Below are 17,037 nucleotides of genomic sequence, written 5' to 3'. Positions count from 1 at the left end.
GCCACACGCGCGCAGAGGTTAGGTTGGGGTGCCGGAAGAGGGAGGGTCACGAGCAGGTGGAGCGCAGGACGATCGGCGCGGGGGCGCTCGCGATGGGGGCCGTCGGACTCGGTTGCATGCCCATGAGTTGGGCGTACAGCGGGTCGCGGCAGCGGGGCGACGAGTCGGTCAGGGCGGTGCACCGGGCGCTCGATCTGGGGATGACGCTGCTGGACACCGCCGACATGTACGGCCCGTTCACCAACGAGCTTTTGTTGGGGCGGGTGTTGAAGGAGCGGCGCGAGGACGCGTTCGTGTCGACCAAGGTCGGTCTGCTGGTCGGCGAGCAGCACATCGTGGCCAACGGCCGCCCCGGCTATGTGAAACGGGCCTGCGACGCCTCGCTGCGCCGCCTCCAGACCGATGTGATCGACCTCTACCAACTGCACCGCGCCGACCCCGAGGTCCCGGTCGAGGAGACCTGGGGCGCGATGGCGGATCTCGTACGGGCGGGAAAGGTACGGGCGTTGGGGATGTGCGCGGTAGGTGCCCGTTCCGCGCGCCGGCCGGGGGCGCGGCTGCATGACGGAACGATCCGCCAACTCCAGCGCGTGCAGCAGGTGTTCCCGGTGACCGCGGTGCAGGCCGAGTTGTCGGTGTGGTCGTCGGAGGCGCTGGACGCGCTGCTGCCGTGGTGCGCGGCGCGCGGGGTCGGTCTGCTGGCCGCGATGCCGCTCGGCAACGGCTTCCTGACCGGCACGCTGACCCCGGGCGAGGGTTTCGAGCCGGACGACCTGCGCGCCAGGCATCCCCGTTTCACCGCGGAGATGACGGCCGCGAACCAGCCGATCGTGGCCGGGCTGCGACGGGTGGCCCGGCGCCACGGCCCGGAGGTCACCCCGGCGCAGGTGGCCCTGGCGTGGGTGCTGGCGCAGGGGCCGCACGTGGTGCCGGTACCGGGCACCAAGCGGGAGCGCTGGGTGACGGAGAACGCGAAGGCCGCGGAACTGCGGCTGACACCGGAGGACCTCACGGAGGTCGCGGAACTGCCGGCGGCGCTGGGTTCCTGGGACTGACCGTCGTACACGGGGCGGGGCCGGATCGTGCGTCGGCGCTCGCCGATCGGGAACCCGCGCGGCGCGAGCGGTGTATGAAAAGAGAACCAGCCGCGGGCACCCGCCCCGTCGAAGGGACCTGATCGTGCAACGACGAGTCGTGTCGGCCACCCTGGCCGTGACCGCACTCCTGCTGACGGCCGGCTGCTCCTCCGACGGCGGAGGATCCCCGGCCGACGCCACCAGTGCGTCATCCGGCGGCGGCGGTACGACGACGGGGGCGTCCCCCTCCGCACAGGCCGCCGAGCGGACCCCGCCCGCCAAGGGCACGGTGAAGGTGCTGCGCACGGTCACCGAGGGGCTGAAGACCCCTTGGGGCCTGGCCCCGCTGCCCGACGGGAACCTGCTGGTCTCCTCGCGCGACGACGGCACCATCTCCCGGATCGCCGAGGCCACCGGCAAGAAGACCGAGCTGGGCACGGTGTCCGGGGTGTCCCCGGCCGGCGAGGGCGGCCTCCTCGGCATCGCGCTCTCCCCGGACTACGCCTCGGACCACATGATCTACGCCTACTTCACCTCGGACTCGGACAACCGCATCGTCCGCATGCTGTACGACGCGAAGAAGCCGGCCGGTGAGCAGTTGGGCGCGCCCGACACCATCTTCAAGGGCATCCCCAAGGGCTATATCCACAACGGCGGCCGGATCGCCTTCGGCCCGGACGGCATGCTGTACGCGGGCACGGGCGAGAGCGGTCAGCGGGGCCTGGCGCAGGACAAGAAGTCCCTGGGCGGCAAGATCCTGCGGCTGACCCCGGAGGGCGACCCCGCTCCGGGCAACCCGTTCCCGAACTCGCCGGTGTACACCTACGGCCACCGCAATGTGCAGGGCCTGGCCTGGGACACCAAGCAGCGGCTGTTCGCCTCGGAGTTCGGCCAGGACACCTGGGACGAGCTGAACGCGATCAAGCCGGGCGACGACTACGGCTGGCCGAACGCCGAGGGCAAGGCCGGCAACCCGAAGTACCACAACCCGATCACCCAGTGGCACACGGACGACGCCTCCCCCAGCGGCATCGCCTATGCCGAGGGCTCCATATGGATGGCGGGGCTGAAGGGCCAGCGCCTGTGGCGCATCCCGCTGGACGGCACCAAGGCGTCGGCCGCCCCGCAGGCCTTCCTCACCGGCGAGTACGGCCGGCTGCGCACGGTGGTGTCGGCCGGTGGCGACAAGCTGTGGCTGGTGACCAGCAACACGGACGGGCGGGGCACGCCTAAGTCGGGGGACGATCGGATTCTTGAGCTTCAGGGGACGTAGCGGACGGATCGGCGGAGGGGTCCGGCAGGCGTACGACGACCTTGCCGGACTCCAGGTCTATCGGCCCGCGCCCGGGGTCGCCGTCGCCGACGTCCTCCCTGGTCATCTCCAGCCGATTGCGCTCGTCCTCGGTGTGCTTGCGGCCCGGTGAGAACAACTCCTCGAACATGTTGAACACGGCGCCTCCCCTGTGCCGGTCCCCTACAGCGTACGGCTCATCCCGCGGATCGCACGGTGAGCGCATCGGGCGGGAACAGGCCCAGCCGGTGGGCCACCGCCGCGGCCTCTCCCCGGCCCGAGACGCCGAGCTTGCCGAGGATGTTCGAGACGTGGACGCTCGCGGTCTTCGGCGAGATGAAGAGTTCCTCGGCGATCTGCCGGTTGGTGCGGCCGGCGGAGACCAGGCGCAGGACGTCGCGCTCCCGGCTGGTGAGGCCGAGTGCCTCGACGGGATCGGCGGCGACGGCTCTCGGCTCGGGGACCCGGGTGAGCGTCAGCCGGGCCCGCTGGGCGAGCAGGGCGACGGCGTCGGCGAGCGGGCGGGCGCCGAGGTGGTCGGCGACGGCGGCGGAGAGCCGGAGCAGTTCGGTGGCGCGGTCGCGCTCGTCCTCACCGCCGGTCGAGTCGGAGAGGAGGGCTTCGGCGAGGCGGTGGCGGACGCGGGCGAGGTCGTAGGGGCGGTCGAGGTGTTCGAAGGCGGCGACGGCCTCGGACCAGTCGTCGGGGGTGCAGCGGCCCTCGGCGTGCAGCAGTTCGGCGCGCAGCCAGCGTTCGTGGGCCTGCCAGACCGGGACGTTGGCGGGGACCGGTTTGGCCGCCTCCCGGATGCGTTCGAGGATCTTGGGGCGGCCGGGGTCGGCGGCGGGCAGGCCGATGGCCTGGGTCTCGGCGATGGCCGCGGCGACCAGCAGGGGCCAGGTCTCGAAATGGGTGCCGGGCCGGAATCCGGAGTCCAGGACCTGTTCGAGGGTGGCGCGGGCGTCGAGGAGGCGGCCTTCGGCGGCGGCGACCTGGATCTCGATCCGCTCCAGGGGCTGGTGGTGCTGGGGTGCGATGTCATGGGTGCCGAAGTGCTCGCGGGCCGCGGCGAGTTGGCGGCGGGCCTCGGCCACGTCGCCCCGGGCGAGGGCGAGTTCGGCGCGGAGGCGGGCGTGGAAGCCGCGGGGTTTGGCGCTCTGGCCCACCCGCTCCGCCTTGGTCGCGGCCTCGGCGGCCTCGTCCCAGCGGCCCAGGGTGAAGAGGGATTCGGCGAGGTTTCCCCAGATCCAGGCCTCTTTGTCGAACTGGCCGAACTTCTTGGCGAAGGCGAGCCCGGTCTCCAGGATCGGGACGGCCTCGCGGGAGCGGCCGACCGTCTCCAGGGAGGACGGGAGGTTCACATAACTGCGGCCCGCGACGGTGGAGATGCCCTCGGCGACCGTCAGTTCGTTCACCTCGACCAGCTCGGCGAGGCCCGCCTCGACATCGCCGGAGGCGACCATGAGGCCGGCCAGGGTGAGGCGGGCGTCCATCTCTATCTCGCGGGCGCCCACCATCCGCGCGTACTCGACCGCCCGCTCGGCGGCCACATAGGCGTCGGGTCCCGGCACATGGAGCATGGACCAGCCGGCGACCTTGGCCAGTACCTCCGCGTGCACCTCGGAGGGCGGCAGTCCGCGGACGAGTTCCTGGGCGGCGGCCAGTTCGGGCCAGCCGTCACCGCGGCTCTGGTTCCGGATCAGGACCGAGCGCTGCACCCAGAACCAGGCGGCCCGCAGCGGGTCCCCCTCGTCCTCCAGGAGGCGCAGTGCCCGCTTGGTGATCTTCAGGGCGCGCTCGCGCTCCCCGCTCAACCGGCCGGCGACGGCGGCTTCGGCCATCAGGTCGAGGTAGCGCAGGGGTGTGGTCTCGGGGTCGCAGCCGCAGGGGGGATAGACCTCGGCGTAGTCGAGGGGGCGCAGGGCGGCGCGTACGGCGTCGGGGACGGTGTCCCACAGCTCCATCGCCCGCTCCAGGAGCCGTAGTTGCTCGGAGTGGGCGTGTCGGCCGCGCGCCGCGACGGAGGCGTCGAGGACGGCGGGGAGGGCCTTGGCGGCGTCGTGGGCGTGGTACCAGTAGCTCGCCAGCCGCATGACGCGCTGGTCGGCGGGGACGAGCGTGGGGTCGGCCTCCAGGGCCTCGGCGTAGCGGCGGTTGATGCGGGAGCGCTCGCCGGGCAGCAGGTCGTCGCCGACCGCCTCGCGGACCAGGGAGTGGCGGAAGCGATAGCCGTCGCCGCTGGGCGCGGCCTGGAGGATGTTGGCGCCGACGGCGGCCCGCAGCGCCTCGATGAGGTCGTCCTCGGCGAGCCGGGCGACGGCGGCGAGCAGTCGGTACTCGACGGTGGAGCCGCCCTCGGCGACGATCCGGGCGACCCGCTGGGCGCTCTCGGGCAGTGACTCGACGCGGACGAGGAGCAGGTCGCGCAGGGAGTCGGTGAGGCAGGTGCGGCAGCCGTCGGGGGCGGCGACGGCGAGTTCCTCGACGAAGAAGGCGTTGCCGTCGGAGCGTTCGAAGATCTCGTCGACCTGGGCGGGGTCCGGTTCGGCGGCGCGGATGCCGGCGATCTGGCGGGCCACCTCCTGCCGGTTGAAGCGGGCGAGTTCGATCCGGCGGACCGTGCGGAGCCGGTCGAGTTCGGCGAGCAGCGGGCGCAGCGGGTGGCGGCGGTGGATGTCGTCGGCGCGGTAGGTGGCGAGGACGACGAGGCGGCCGGTGCGCAGGGTGCGGAAGAGGTAGGCGAGGAGGTGGCGGGTGGAGGCGTCGGCCCAGTGCAGGTCCTCCAGGGCGACGACGACCGTGCGGTCGGCGGCGACGCGCTCCAGAAGGCGCGCGGTGAGTTCGAAGAGGCGGGCCATGCCTTCCTCGTCGCGCCCGCGGGCCCGCCCCGCGGGGGGTGTCTCCGCCAACTCGGGGAGCAGCCGGGCGAGTTCCTCCTCCTGTCCGGCGGCGGCCGCGGACAGCTCGGCGGGCAGTTCGCGGCGCAGGGCGCGCAGCGCGGTGGAGAACGGGGCGAAGGGCAGTCCGTCCGCGCCGATCTCAACACAGCCGCCGAGGGCGACGACGGCGCCCTGCCGGCAGGCGGCGGTGGCGAACTCCTCGACGAGCCGGGTCTTGCCCACACCGGCCTCGCCGCCCAGCAGCAACGCCTGCGGCTCGCCCGCGGCGGCGCGGGCGAGCGCATCGTTCAGCGTGTCCAGTTCGTCGGCGCGGCCGACGAAGACCGGACTGACGGACCTGGTCTCCACGGGTTGGAGCATGTCACGTGGGTCTGACAACGCGGCACCGGTTTTCGGGAGGGCGGCCGAGGGGAGGAGCGCCCCGGCGGGCGCCGTGGGGCCGCCCTCCCGTGCCCGAGCGTTCACCACGCACGGGCGAACAGGTGCCGGCGGGGGCGTTCGGTATGCACCTCGCTCTCGGCGGCCTGCCGGGCCTGCTCGCGGCGGGCGGCGCGGCGGCTGCGGACGGCCTCGCGGGCGAGGCGCTCGCCGGCGGCCTGGCGGCGCAGTTCGGCGGCACGGATCTGGTGGAGTTCGTACTCGTGCATCTCAAGTCCCTTGGTGGAGGCGGTTTTTCGGCTTCGCTCGGTGCGATGCCTCAACCTTTGTCTCCAAGGGGGGTCCGCCACATCGGGAGAGTTCCGCATCTTGCGGGGGCGGGGCGGGCCTTAGACATGAGTAAGGGGCCTCAGGGCCTCCGTAAGGTGCTTACGGAGGCCCTAAGACCCCTGATGAACTGCGGTGACTCAGCTGCTCGCGGAGGGCAGGCTGAGCAGGACGTCGGTGTACTTCAGGACGGCCAGGAGCAGGCCCACGACACCGAGCGTGACGCCCGCCCAGGCGACCGACTTGATCCAGACGGCCTGCGGCTTGCCGGGGGTGCCGAACGCGGGGCGCACGAGGACCGCGACGCCGACCAGCGCGGCGACCAGCGCGAAGATGCCGGCCCACAGCGCGGTGGTGTGCCAGGCGTCGCCGTAGACCTCCTTGATCTGCGTCGCGACGCTCGCGGTGGAGGAGGTCGAGAGCTGGCCCTTGAGGGTCTCGCGGGCGGCGGCGACGGTGCCGATCCAGCCGCCGGAGAGCGAGATGAAGCCGAGCGCGGCGGAGACCACGGCGGCGGCGCCCTGGCCGACGCCGGTCGGGCCCTCGCCCTCCTCCTCACGGAGCTTCGCCAGCTCGGCGGCGTACTCCTCCTCGGTGAGGTCGTCCTCGTGCTCGGCCTCGTCGGTGGCTTCGGTCTCGGGCGCGGTCACTTCCTCGTCGGTCTTGGTGACATCGACGGTCTCCGCGTCGCTCTTCACCTCGGTGGCCTCGTTCGCGGCCTCGTCAACAGTCTTGGTACCCATGGTGCGCACGGTAGGGGTGAAGTCTGAGAAGTTCCTTAAAGATCGCTGTGCGGGTCACGCGCGCGTGCCTCGCGCCACTCGGGTGCGAGCACCGACCACACCTCGATGTCGTGCCGTACCCCCCGATAGGGGTGCGACTCGCGGAGGACCGCGTCCCTGGTCATGCCCATGCGGCGGGCAACATTCAGGCTCTTCTCATTGCCCGACGCGGCATGCCATTCGACCCGGTGGATGCCGCGCTGTTCGATCGCGAAATCGATGAGGATCCGGATCGCGCGGGTGATCAGCCCGCGCCCGGCGGCGGCGGGTTCCAGCCAGCAGCCGACCTCGCAGTTGCCCTGGTCGGCGTGGAAGTTCAGGAAGAGGACCCCGCCGACGAGCTTCCCGTCCAGCCAGATGCCGTGCAGGGACGCGCTGTCGGCGGCGCGCAGGTCGGCGTAGCGCTGGAGCATCGCCCGCGCGGACTCGACGTCCGTCTCCTTTGAGCCGAAGGAGATGTACTGGCCGATGAACTCCCGGCCGCGCTCCAGGTGGGCGAAGAACTCCTCGGCGTGCCACGGCTCCAGGGGACGCAGTTCGGCGCCGTCGTCACCCAGGGATATCGCGTACATCCTGCTCCCGCTCCTTCGCCAGGACGTCCGCCACCTCGGCGTCCGTCGCGGCGGCCAGCCTCTCATGGGCGGCGCGGCACTCGGGCGGTTCGATGCTGATGCGGGGCAGGACGCGGTCCAGGCCGCGGGGTAGCCACCAGTTGGCGCCGCCGAGCAGGTGCATGAGGGCCGGGACCAGGAGGGTGCGCAGGACGAAGGCGTCCAGGGCGACGGCGGAGGCGAGCGCGATGCCGAACATGGCGATCACGCGGTCGCCGCTGAGCACGAAGGCGAGGAAGACCGAGATCATGATGACGGCGGCCGAGTTGATGACGCGACTGGTCTCGGCGAGGCCGACGCGGACGGCCCGGCGGTTGTCGCCGGTTTCCAGCCATTCCTCGTACATGCGGCCGACCAGGAAGACCTGGTAGTCCATGGAGAGCCCGAAGAGGACCGACACCATGATCACGGGGAGGAAGGGTTCGATCGGTCCGGCCCGGCCGAGACCGAGGAATTCGCTGCCCCAGCCCCACTGGAAGATCGCGACGACGACACCGAAGGCGGCGGCCACGGCGGCGACGTTCATCGCGGCGGCCTTGAGCGGGATGCCGATCGACCGGAAGGCGAGCAGGAGCAGCAGACAGCCGAGCGCGATGACGACCCCGACGAACAGCGGGAGCTTGCCGACGATCACGGCGGCGAAGTCGTCGTAGCTCGCGGTCACTCCGCCGACGTGGATGTCGAGCGAGGTACCGGTCTCGGCCCGGGGCAGCACCTCGGTGCGCAGCCGGTCGACGAGGTCGCTGGTCTTCTGGGACTGCGGTGCCGAGTCCGGGACGACCGAGAAGTAGCCGGTGGAGCCGCCGGCGTCGTAGGTCACCGGGGTCACCGAGGCGACGCCCTCGGTGGTGCGGAGGGTGGCGTCGAGGTTGTCCAGGGCGAGCTTGTCCTCGGCTCCGTCGATCTTGGTGACGAGGGTGAGCGGCCCGTTGACACCGGGACCGAAGCCGTCCGCCAGGAGGTCGTAGGCCTGGCGGGTGGTCGACGACTTGGGGTCGTTGCCCTGGTCGGAGGTGCCCAGGTGGAGGGCGAGGGTGGGCAGGGCGAGGACGGTCATGACGACCAGAGCGAGGATGCCGAGCAGTTTCGGGTGGCGCTCGACGAACACCGACCAGCGGGCGGCGAGGCCGGTGGGCAGCTCCGGCTGGGGCCCGTGCTCGGCCAGTCGGCGGCGTTCGCGGCGGCTCAGGGCGCGCGGGCCGATGAAGGACAGCAGGGCCGGGAGAAGGGTCACGGAGGCCGCGACGGTGAGCACCACGGTCAACGAGGCGGCGATGGCGACCCCGTTGAGGAAGCCGAGCCGCAGGATCAGCATCCCGAGGAGAGCTATGCACACCGTGGCACCCGCGAAGACGACCGCGCGTCCGGTGGTGACGACCGCGCCGGTGACCGCCTCGGTGACGGACAGCCCGCGTTTCAGACCGCGCCGGTGTCTGGTGACGATGAACAGGGCGTAGTCGATGCCGACGCCGAGCCCGATCAGCATGCCGAGCATGGGCGCGAAGTCGGCGACGGCCATCGCGTGCCCGAGCAGCACGATCGCCGCGTAGGCGGTGCCGACGCTCACCAGGGCGGTTCCGATGGGCAGCAGTGAGGCGGCGAGGGAGCCGAAGGCGAGGAACAGCACGAGGGCGGCGACGGCCACCCCGACGATCTCGGCGGTGTGCCCGCTCGACGACTCGGTGAGCGCGATGGCGCTGCCGCCCAGTTCCACCTGGAGCCCGTCGGTCTCGGCGGCCTTGGCGGTGTGGACGACCGCCCGCGCCTGGGACGTGTCGATGTCCTCGGCCTGGTGCGCGAAGGTGACGGTGGCGTAGGCGGTACGTCCGTCGGCGCTGATCCGGCCGGTGCCCTGACCGTCGTACGGGCCGACCACGGAGGCGACTCCGGGCAGGCTCGCGATCTTGTCCAGGGCGTCCGTCATGGTCTGTTCGACGTCGGCGGCGCGCACGGAGCCGGGCGAGGTGTGCCAGACCACGGTGTCGCTGTCGCCGCCGAGCCCCGGGAACCCCTCCTTGAGGAGCTGGGTCGCACGGCCCGATTCGGTGCCGGGAGCCTCGTAGTCGTTGGAGTACGCCGACCCGGTGACGGCGGCGGCCGCGGTGATCCCGCCGAACGCGAGGAGCCACAACAGGACGGCGGCGAGGCGGTGCCGAACACACCAGTGTGCAAGGGCTGCCACGAACGTGCTCCCGGGGGTGGTGAATTGTGGATCTTTGGCCGGGAAAACTCGTTCAAGGGATGAACAGCCCGCAAAGAACGCATGAGCAGTACGAGGCACACTCTTGCAGCAGAATGTGATCGTTCAGGGCGTTCGTGCACCGGATCACGGGAGTGGGAGGCAGATCACAGGACAGTAACGGGAACTCTGTCACCTCGGCTGTCGCCTCAGTCGAACTGGTCCCCCAGCGCCATCACCATCGCCCCGACGACCAACAGCCACAGGGCTCGTCTGGTACGACCCCGGGAGCCGAGGACCGACGCGAGCGCGCACACCGCCGCGCCCAGGGCATAGGCGGCCGGTACGAGCGCGGGCGCGGACCCACTGGCCCGGAGCGCCGCCGCCGCCACACCCGCGAGGGCCAGCACGGCACCGGTCAGGGCCGATGTCCAACGGGCCCGTCGCGCGTCCAGTGCCGGATCCCCGAAGTCCGGTATCTCGGAATCTCCGCGTGCGTCCATGGCGGGCGAGCGTAGCGCGTCCTCCTGAGAAACCTGATGCGCGGCCAACCGACGTCCTCCACAATCTCGTTGCTCTCCCCCAGGAAGCTACGCAGAACCGGAGGAGCCCGTTCACCGATGTCCGACACCGACCTGACCGACCGCCTGACCCATCCCCGCTACCCGCGCAGCAACGGCTACGACGCCCGCTGGACCATCGAGAACCAGATGGGCCCGCACGCGCTGTGGCTGCTGGAGTGGCTCGCCCCCGCCCTCGGCCTCGACACCCTGCGCCCGGGCGCGCGGGTGCTCGACCTCGGCTGCGGACGCGCCATGACCTCCGTCTTCCTCGCCAGGGAGTACGACCTCCAGGTCACCGCCGCCGACCTGTGGGTGAAGCCCGACGACAACGCCGTACGGATCGCCGAGGCGGGCGTCGCCGACCGCGTGCTGCCCATGCACGTGGAGGCGCACGACCTGCCCTTCGCTGAGGGCACCTTCGACGCGATCGTGTCGATCGACGCGTATCAGTACTTCGGCACCGCCGACCTCTATCTGCCCACGCTGACCCGGCTGTTGAAGCCCGGCGGGCGGATCGGCGTGGTGATGCCCGCGCTCCGGGAGGAACTGCCCGGCGACGAACCGCCCGAGCATCTGAAACCCTTCTGGGACCCCGGCTTCTGGGCCTTCCACTCCCCCGACTGGTGGCGCCGCCACTGGACCCGCGGCGGGACCGTGGAGGTCGAGGCCGCCGACTGGCAGCCCGACGGCTGGAAGGACTGGCTGCTGTGGAGCGAGGTGTGCGCCGAGGAGAGTCCCTACGACTGGATGGCGCGCATGGCCCGTGAGTCGGTGGAGCTGGTGCGGGCCGACGAAGGGCGCACGCTTGGCTTCGTGCGGGTGGTCGGGCGCCGCACCTGATCGCACGCCTGATGACACACCTGGGGGGATGCATCGCAACCGATGCATCCCCCCAGGGCAGTTGATTCCCTACGACCGTGTCAGCCCTCGCTGACGCCCAACTGCTCAAGGATGAGTTCCTTGACGCGGGCCGCGTCGGCCTGGCCTCGGGTGGCCTTCATGACCGCGCCGACCAGGGCGCCGGCCGCCGCCACCTTGCCGCCGCGGATCTTGTCGGCGATGCCCGGGTTGCCTGCGATGGCCTCCTGGACGGCGGTGGTGAGGGCGCCGTCGTCGGAGACGACCTTCAGGCCGCGCTTCTCGACGACCTCGTCCGGGGTGCCCTCGCCGGCGAGGACGCCTTCGATGACCTGGCGGGCCAGCTTGTCGTTCAGGTCACCGGAGTTGACCAGCGCGGTGACCCGGGCGACCTGCTCGGGCGTGATGGGCAGCTCGTCGAGCGCCTTGCCCGACTCGTTGGCGCTGCGCGCGAGTTCACCCATCCACCACTTGCGGGCGGAGGCCGCGTCGGCACCGGCGTCGATCGTGGCGACGATGGAGTCGATGGCACCGGCGTTGAGGATCGACTGCATGTCGAAGGCGGTGATCCCCCACTCCTCGCTCAGCCGGTTGCGGCGGGCCAGCGGCTGCTCGGGCAGCCCGGCACGGATCTCCTCGACCCACGCGCGCGAGGGAGCCACCGGCACCAGGTCCGGCTCCGGGAAGTACCGGTAGTCCTCCGCCTCCTCCTTCACGCGGCCCGAGGTCGTGGACCCGGTGTCCTCGTGGAAGTGGCGGGTCTCCTGGATGATCGTGCCGCCGGAGTTCAGCACCGCGGCGTGGCGCTGGATCTCGTAGCGGGCGGCACGCTCCACGGAGCGCAGCGAGTTGACGTTCTTCGTCTCGCTGCGGGTGCCGAACTTCTCGCGGCCGTGCGGACGCAGCGACAGGTTCACGTCGCAGCGCATCTGGCCCTGCTCCATCCGTGCCTCGGAGACCCCGAGCGCCCGGATCAGCTCGCGCAGCTCGGCGACGTAGGCCTTGGCGACCTCGGGAGCGCGCTCGCCCGCACCTTCGATCGGCTTGGTGACGATCTCGATGAGCGGGATGCCGGCGCGGTTGTAGTCCAGCAGCGAGTGCGAGGCGCCGTGGATACGGCCCGTCGCGCCGCCGACGTGCAGCGACTTGCCGGTGTCCTCCTCCATGTGGGCGCGCTCGATCTGCACCCGGAAGGTCTCGCCGTCCTCCAGTTGGACGTCGAGGTAGCCGTTGAAGGCGATCGGCTCGTCGTACTGGGAGGTCTGGAAGTTCTTCGGCATGTCCGGATAGAAGTAGTTCTTCCGGGCGAAGCGGCACCACTCGGCGATCTCGCAGTTCAGCGCGAGGCCGATCTTGATCGCGGACTCGACGCCGATCGCGTTGACGACCGGGAGCGCGCCGGGCATGCCGAGGCAGGTCGGGCAGGTCTGCGAGTTGGGCTCGGCGCCCAGTTCGGTCGAACAGCCGCAGAACATCTTGGTCTTGGTGCCGAGTTCGACATGGACCTCAAGGCCCATGACGGGGTCGTACGACGCGAGAGCGTCCTCGTACGACTCCAGGTCGGTCATGGTGGTCACGGTGAACTTTCCCTCTCAGCCCAGCAGGACGTCGTCGTCGCCCAGCCGCTTCAGCTCGCGGTACAGGATGGCGAGGCCGGTGACGATCGCGACGGCGGAGACCGTGGCGTCGATCAGACGGAGCGTGTCGTGCTCGGTGCGCGCCTTCTTGATCTGCTTGGCGACACCCAGCGCGCCGAACGCGGTGGTGGCGATGGACACATAGGTGCCGGACTTGGACTTCTTGAAGCCCTTGGCCTTCGACAGTGCGTTGCTCACAGCGACGGTGCCTCCTCAAGCAGCGGGTGCCCCCACTTTTCCACGAAGGCGGCCTCGACGGCGGCGCCGACCTTGTAAAGCCGGTCGTCCTTCAGGGCCGGGGCGATGATCTGCAGCCCGACCGGGAGGCCGTCCTCCGGTGCGAGACCGCAGGGCAGCGACATGGCCGAGTTGCCCGCCAGGTTGGTCGGGATGGTGCACAGGTCCGCGAGGTACATCGCCATCGGGTCGTCGGCACGCTCACCGATCGGGAAGGCGGTGGTCGGTGTCGTGGGCGACACGATCACATCCACCTTCTCGAACGACTTCTCGAAGTCGCGGGTGATGAGCGTACGGACCTTCTGCGCGGAGCCGTAGTACGCGTCGTAGTAACCGCTCGACAGCGCGTAGGTGCCGAGCATGATGCGGCGCTTGACCTCGGGGCCGAAGCCCGCCTCACGAGTGAGGGAGGTGACCTCCTCGGCCGAGTGGGTGCCGTCGTCGCCGACCCGGAGGCCGTAGCGCAGGCCGTCGAAACGGGCCAGGTTCGACGAGCACTCGGAGGGCGCGATCAGGTAGTACGCCGACAGGGCGAGGTCGAAGGACGGGCAGTCCAACTCGACGATCTCCGCGCCCAGTTCCTTCAGTACGGCGACGGACTCGTCGAAGCGCTGGATGACACCGGCCTGGTAGCCCTCGCCGCGGAACTGCTTGACGACGCCGACGCGCATGCCCGCGACACTGCCGTTGCGGGCCGCCTCGACGACCGGGGGGACCGGGGCGTCGATGGAGGTCGAGTCGAGCGGGTCGTGTCCGGCGATGACCTCGTGCAGCAGGGCCGCGTCCAGGACCGTACGGGCGCAGGGGCCGCCCTGGTCGAGGGAGGAGGAGAACGCCACCATGCCGTAGCGGGAGACCGCGCCGTACGTCGGCTTGACGCCGACCGTGCCGGTGACGGCGGCCGGCTGGCGGATGGAGCCGCCGGTGTCGGTGCCGATCGCGAGGGGCGCCTGGAAGGAGGCGAGCGCGGCGGAGGAACCGCCGCCGGAGCCACCGGGGATCTTGGTGAGGTCCCAGGGGTTGCCGGTCGGGCCGTACGCGCTGTTCTCGGTGGAGGACCCCATGGCGAACTCGTCCATGTTGGTCTTGCCGAGGATGACCACGTCGGCGGCCTTCAGCCGCTTGGTGACCGTCGCGTCGTAGGGCGGGATCCAGCCCTCGAGGATCTTGGAGCCGACCGTGGTCGGGATGCCCTCCGTGGTGAAGATGTCCTTGAGCGCGAGCGGGACGCCTGCGAGGGGGCCGAGCTGCTCGCCCCTGGCCCGCTTCGCGTCGACGGCACGGGCCTGCGCGAGGGCGCCCTCGCGGTCGACGTGCAGGAAGGCGTGCACCTTCGCGTCGACCTCCTCGATACGGGCGAGGTGGGCCTCGGTGACCTCGACGGCCGTGAGCACACCGGACGCGATGTTCGCGGCGGTCTCGGCGGCGGTGAGCCGGATGATGCTGCTGTGGTCCGTCATGGTGATTAGTCCTCCCCCAGGATCTGCGGCACCTTGAAACGCTGCTGCTCCTGGGCCGGGGCGCCGGAGAGCGCCTGCTCGGGGGTGAGCGAGGGACGGACCTCGTCCGGGCGCATGACGTTCGTCAGCGGCAGCGGGTGGGAGGTCGGCGGTACGTCTTGGTCGGCGACCTCGCTGACGCGGGCGACCGCGCCGATGATGTCGTCGAGCTGTCCCGCGAAGTGTTCGAGCTCTTCGGGCTTCAGCTCCAGACGCGCCAGCCGGGCGAGGTGGGCGACCTCCTCGCGCGTGATGCCAGGCATGCAGCGTTCCTCTGGGGTGAGTGTGTGTGGTTTGGGGCCAATCCCGGCCAATCCTATGGGGCGGGGCCCCTCAGCCGTTAAACGGTTTTGCCGGGGCGGTCAGTCGAGCCGCCCCGGATCGTCCGCGGCGGCGGCCGGCAGCGCCGCCCGGGGCCGCTGCCATCCCCGCGACCCCCGCGCCAGCAGCCACGCCGTCATGTCCTCCGGCGGCATCGCCGCGGCGACCAGCCACCCCTGTACGGCGTCACAGCCGAGGTCCCGCAGCCGCTCCCACGTCTCGTCGTCCTCGACGCCCTCCGCCACGACGAGCAGCCCGAGCGAGTGGGCGAGATCCACCGTGCAGCGCACGATCTCCGCGTCCTCGGTGTCCACCGCGAGCCGGGCCACGAAGGACCGGTCGATCTTCAGCTCGCTGACCGGCAGCCGACGCAGATGCACGAGGGACGAGTAGCCGGTGCCGAAGTCGTCCAGGGACATCTTCACGCCGTGTCCGGTGAGGCCGTTGAGAGTGTCGGCGGCGCGCTGGGGGTCCTCCAGGAGGACGTGTTCCGTTATCTCCAGTTGGAGCGAGCCCGCCGGGACGCCGTGCCGGGCGAGGCGCGCGGCGACCGATCCGGCGAAACCGGGGGTGTGCACATCGCGCGGGGAGACGTTCACCGCGACCGGCACGAACAGGCCCTGGGCGCGCCATCTGGCGACCTGGGCGAGCGCGGTGTCGAGCACGTACTCCGTCAGATGGGGCATCAGCCCGGACGACTCGGCGATCGCTATGAACTCGTCCGGCGGCACCTTCCCGCGCTCCGGATGCACCCACCGCACCAGCGCCTCCAGGCCGGCGACCTGGCCGTCGAAGCGGACCTTGGGCTGGTAGTGCAGCTGCACCTCGTGCGCGTCGAGGGCGCGACGCAGATCGCCGAGGAGTCCGAGCCGGTCCGGGGTGTTGGAGTCCCGCTTGGACTCGTAGACCTCCACGCCCGTACGGTCCCGCTTCGCCTGGTACATCGCGACGTCGGCCCGGCGCAGCAGCCCCTCGGCGTCGAGGGCGTGGTCGGGGAAGACGGCGACGCCCGCGCTGGCCTCCAGGACGAGGGTGAGCCCGTCGAGGTCGAGCGGGGAGCTGAGCGCGGCGACGAGGTTGCGGGCGACCCGGGTCGCGGACGTCGTGGAGTCGGCGACGGGCAGTAAAACGGCGAACTCGTCGCCGCCGAGCCGCGCGGCCTCCGCCCCGCGCGGCAGCGCCACCCGCAGCCGGTCGGCTATCTGCAACAGCAGCCGGTCACCGGCGAGATGGCCCAGGGTGTCGTTGACCGAACGGAAGCGGTCGAGGTCGATCAGCATGAGGGCGGCCTTGGCGCCGATGCGCTCGGCGTCGTCCAGGGCGGTCCAGATGCGCTCAAGGAGCCACTGCCGGTTGGGCAGTCCGGTCAGCGGATCGCGCAGTTGCTCCTCGGCCCTCGCGCGGGCCATCCACAGGGTGGAGTCGAGGGCGATCAGCGGGATGGAGAAGAGGGGCAGCAGCACCGGCTGGGCCACGGCGACCACACAGATCAGCGGTGCGATGCCGAGCAGAGCGACGGCGACCAGCCCTTGTCTCAGCAGGGCGGTGCGGGCGGCCGTGGGCAGTCCGTGGCCCGGGGCGTGCAGATACCAGAGCAGGGTGCGGGTCACGGCGAGGTAGGCGACGGCGACGAGGACCACTTCGGGTGCGGTGTAGACGGTCCAGGTGTCGGGGTTCCACGGCTTCTCGACGGACGGCACCCGGCCGAAGGCGCCCAGCACGAGCGCTCCGGCGGCGATGCCGAGGATGTCCACCGCGCCGTGCAGCACGCCCTGGCGCCAGCGGTGGCGCCGGGCTATGCCGACCAGGACGACGACGGTGAGGCTGACCATGCCGGCGGCGACCCAGCCGTAGAGCAGCAGGACGCCGAGGGTGAGTGCGGCGCCCGAGCCGGTGCCGCCCCACCAGCGGGCGCGGCCGAGGGCGACCAGGTGACCGACGATGACACCGGTCAGGACGGCCAGCGACCAGCCGACGGCGCCGGACGGGAAGAGCGCGTGGTCGCCGGTGAACGCCCGGAAGAAGCCGGCGCCCAGGACGAATCCGGCGGTGGCCACGACCGCCGTGGGCAGGGCGGGCCAGGTGAGGTGCCGCCCGGTTTCGCCGTCCGGCAGGCCGGAGGTGTGGTCGGGGGTGAGCGGTGCGTCGTGGCGCGCGTCCGGTGTGGAGTACTGTCCGGTGGCACGCGGCTGTGCGCCCGGACGCTCCACGGGTCGCGCACCCGGGCGACTCCCCCGCCAGGCGCCGGTGAGCCGGCGCAGGAGTGAGTCCGGGGCGGCGCTCTCGGTCGGTTCCATTCCCGTCCCTCTCACAGCCGGCGGTGCCCACGCCACGCGGTCCGCTGCCCGACTTCCGTCAACGGCACCGCGTTTGGAAAA

The 17,037-nt window shown here is 71.4% G+C and carries 15 protein-coding genes; 3 read left to right on the top strand and 12 right to left on the bottom strand.

Annotation, left to right across the window (positions count from 1 at the left end; all coding sequences use genetic code 11):
• The first annotated feature begins 56 nt into the window (after positions 1–56).
• Both ABZT04_RS14865 and ABZT04_RS14860 read left to right on the top strand, forming a co-directional pair.
• Positions 57–1,055 carry an aldo/keto reductase gene (locus ABZT04_RS14865; protein ID WP_356056595.1) on the top strand — a complete coding sequence of 333 codons (999 nt, stop codon included), beginning with the start codon at positions 57–59 and terminating at the stop codon, positions 1,053–1,055.
• 139 nt (positions 1,056–1,194) lie between these two features.
• Positions 1,195–2,349, top strand: coding sequence for a PQQ-dependent sugar dehydrogenase (locus ABZT04_RS14860; RefSeq protein WP_356056839.1), 1,155 nt, complete (start codon positions 1,195–1,197; stop codon positions 2,347–2,349).
• Here ABZT04_RS14860 and ABZT04_RS14855 read toward each other — a convergent pair.
• The 7 genes from ABZT04_RS14855 to ABZT04_RS14825 form a co-directional block, all read right to left on the bottom strand.
• Complete coding sequence (locus tag ABZT04_RS14855) at positions 2,306–2,527, bottom strand: DUF6191 domain-containing protein (RefSeq protein ID WP_356056593.1); 222 nt, start codon at positions 2,525–2,527, stop codon at positions 2,306–2,308. The genes ABZT04_RS14860 and ABZT04_RS14855 overlap by 44 nt on opposite strands.
• 37 nt (positions 2,528–2,564) lie before the next feature.
• Complete coding sequence (locus ABZT04_RS14850; protein ID WP_356056592.1) at positions 2,565–5,627, bottom strand: AAA family ATPase; 3,063 nt, start codon at positions 5,625–5,627, stop codon at positions 2,565–2,567.
• A 101-nt stretch (positions 5,628–5,728) separates the two neighbouring features.
• A complete protein-coding gene (locus tag ABZT04_RS14845; RefSeq protein ID WP_356056590.1) occupies positions 5,729–5,914 on the bottom strand; it encodes a hypothetical protein in 186 nt (61 codons plus the stop codon).
• Between the two features lie 198 nt (positions 5,915–6,112).
• Entirely contained in the window at positions 6,113–6,715 is a 603-nt protein-coding gene (locus ABZT04_RS14840; RefSeq protein WP_356056588.1) for a hypothetical protein, read from the bottom strand.
• Between the two features lie 35 nt (positions 6,716–6,750).
• Complete coding sequence (locus ABZT04_RS14835; RefSeq protein ID WP_355920881.1) at positions 6,751–7,326, bottom strand: GNAT family protein; 576 nt, start codon at positions 7,324–7,326, stop codon at positions 6,751–6,753.
• Positions 7,304–9,547, bottom strand: a complete 2,244-nt coding sequence (locus tag ABZT04_RS14830) for an MMPL family transporter (protein WP_356056587.1) — start codon at positions 9,545–9,547, stop codon at positions 7,304–7,306. The genes ABZT04_RS14835 and ABZT04_RS14830 overlap by 23 nt, the downstream gene beginning before the upstream one ends.
• Positions 9,548–9,753: 206 nt before the next feature.
• Entirely contained in the window at positions 9,754–10,047 is a 294-nt protein-coding gene (locus ABZT04_RS14825; RefSeq protein WP_356056585.1) for a hypothetical protein, read from the bottom strand.
• Positions 10,048–10,164: 117 nt separating this feature from the next.
• Between ABZT04_RS14825 and ABZT04_RS14820 the strand changes: the two genes are divergently transcribed.
• Positions 10,165–10,947 (top strand): methyltransferase domain-containing protein, encoded by a 783-nt coding sequence (locus tag ABZT04_RS14820; RefSeq protein WP_356056584.1) that lies wholly within the window; start codon positions 10,165–10,167, stop codon positions 10,945–10,947.
• 80 nt (positions 10,948–11,027) lie between these two features.
• Here ABZT04_RS14820 and gatB read toward each other — a convergent pair whose 3' ends face one another.
• The 5 genes from gatB to ABZT04_RS14795 all read right to left on the bottom strand — a co-directional run bounded on the left by gatB (position 11,028) and on the right by ABZT04_RS14795 (position 16,956).
• Entirely contained in the window at positions 11,028–12,542 is a 1,515-nt protein-coding gene (gene gatB, locus ABZT04_RS14815; protein WP_356056582.1) for an Asp-tRNA(Asn)/Glu-tRNA(Gln) amidotransferase subunit GatB, read from the bottom strand.
• Between the two features lie 15 nt (positions 12,543–12,557).
• The gene (locus tag ABZT04_RS14810) at positions 12,558–12,800 is read right to left on the bottom strand and encodes a hypothetical protein (RefSeq protein WP_019068646.1); all 243 of its coding nucleotides are present in this window, start codon (positions 12,798–12,800) and stop codon (positions 12,558–12,560) included.
• Positions 12,797–14,299, bottom strand: a complete 1,503-nt coding sequence (gene gatA / locus ABZT04_RS14805) for an Asp-tRNA(Asn)/Glu-tRNA(Gln) amidotransferase subunit GatA (protein WP_356056581.1) — start codon at positions 14,297–14,299, stop codon at positions 12,797–12,799. Before gatA ends, ABZT04_RS14810 begins: the two co-directional genes overlap by 4 nt.
• A gap of 5 nt (positions 14,300–14,304) precedes the next feature.
• Positions 14,305–14,601 (bottom strand): Asp-tRNA(Asn)/Glu-tRNA(Gln) amidotransferase subunit GatC, encoded by a 297-nt coding sequence (gene gatC / locus ABZT04_RS14800; RefSeq protein ID WP_030231941.1) that lies wholly within the window; start codon positions 14,599–14,601, stop codon positions 14,305–14,307.
• A 99-nt stretch (positions 14,602–14,700) separates the two neighbouring features.
• On the bottom strand, positions 14,701–16,956 hold the full coding sequence (locus ABZT04_RS14795) for a bifunctional diguanylate cyclase/phosphodiesterase (protein WP_356056580.1): 2,256 nt from the start codon (positions 16,954–16,956) through the stop codon (positions 14,701–14,703).
• Between the last annotated feature and the right edge of the window lie 81 nt (positions 16,957–17,037).

This window comes from Streptomyces sp. NPDC005492 (assembly GCF_040605995.1).
In the GTDB taxonomy this organism is placed as follows: domain Bacteria; phylum Actinomycetota; class Actinomycetes; order Streptomycetales; family Streptomycetaceae; genus Streptomyces.
The sequence above is the reverse complement of the archived record's forward strand: the minus strand, read 5'-3'. Positions and strand labels throughout refer to the sequence as shown.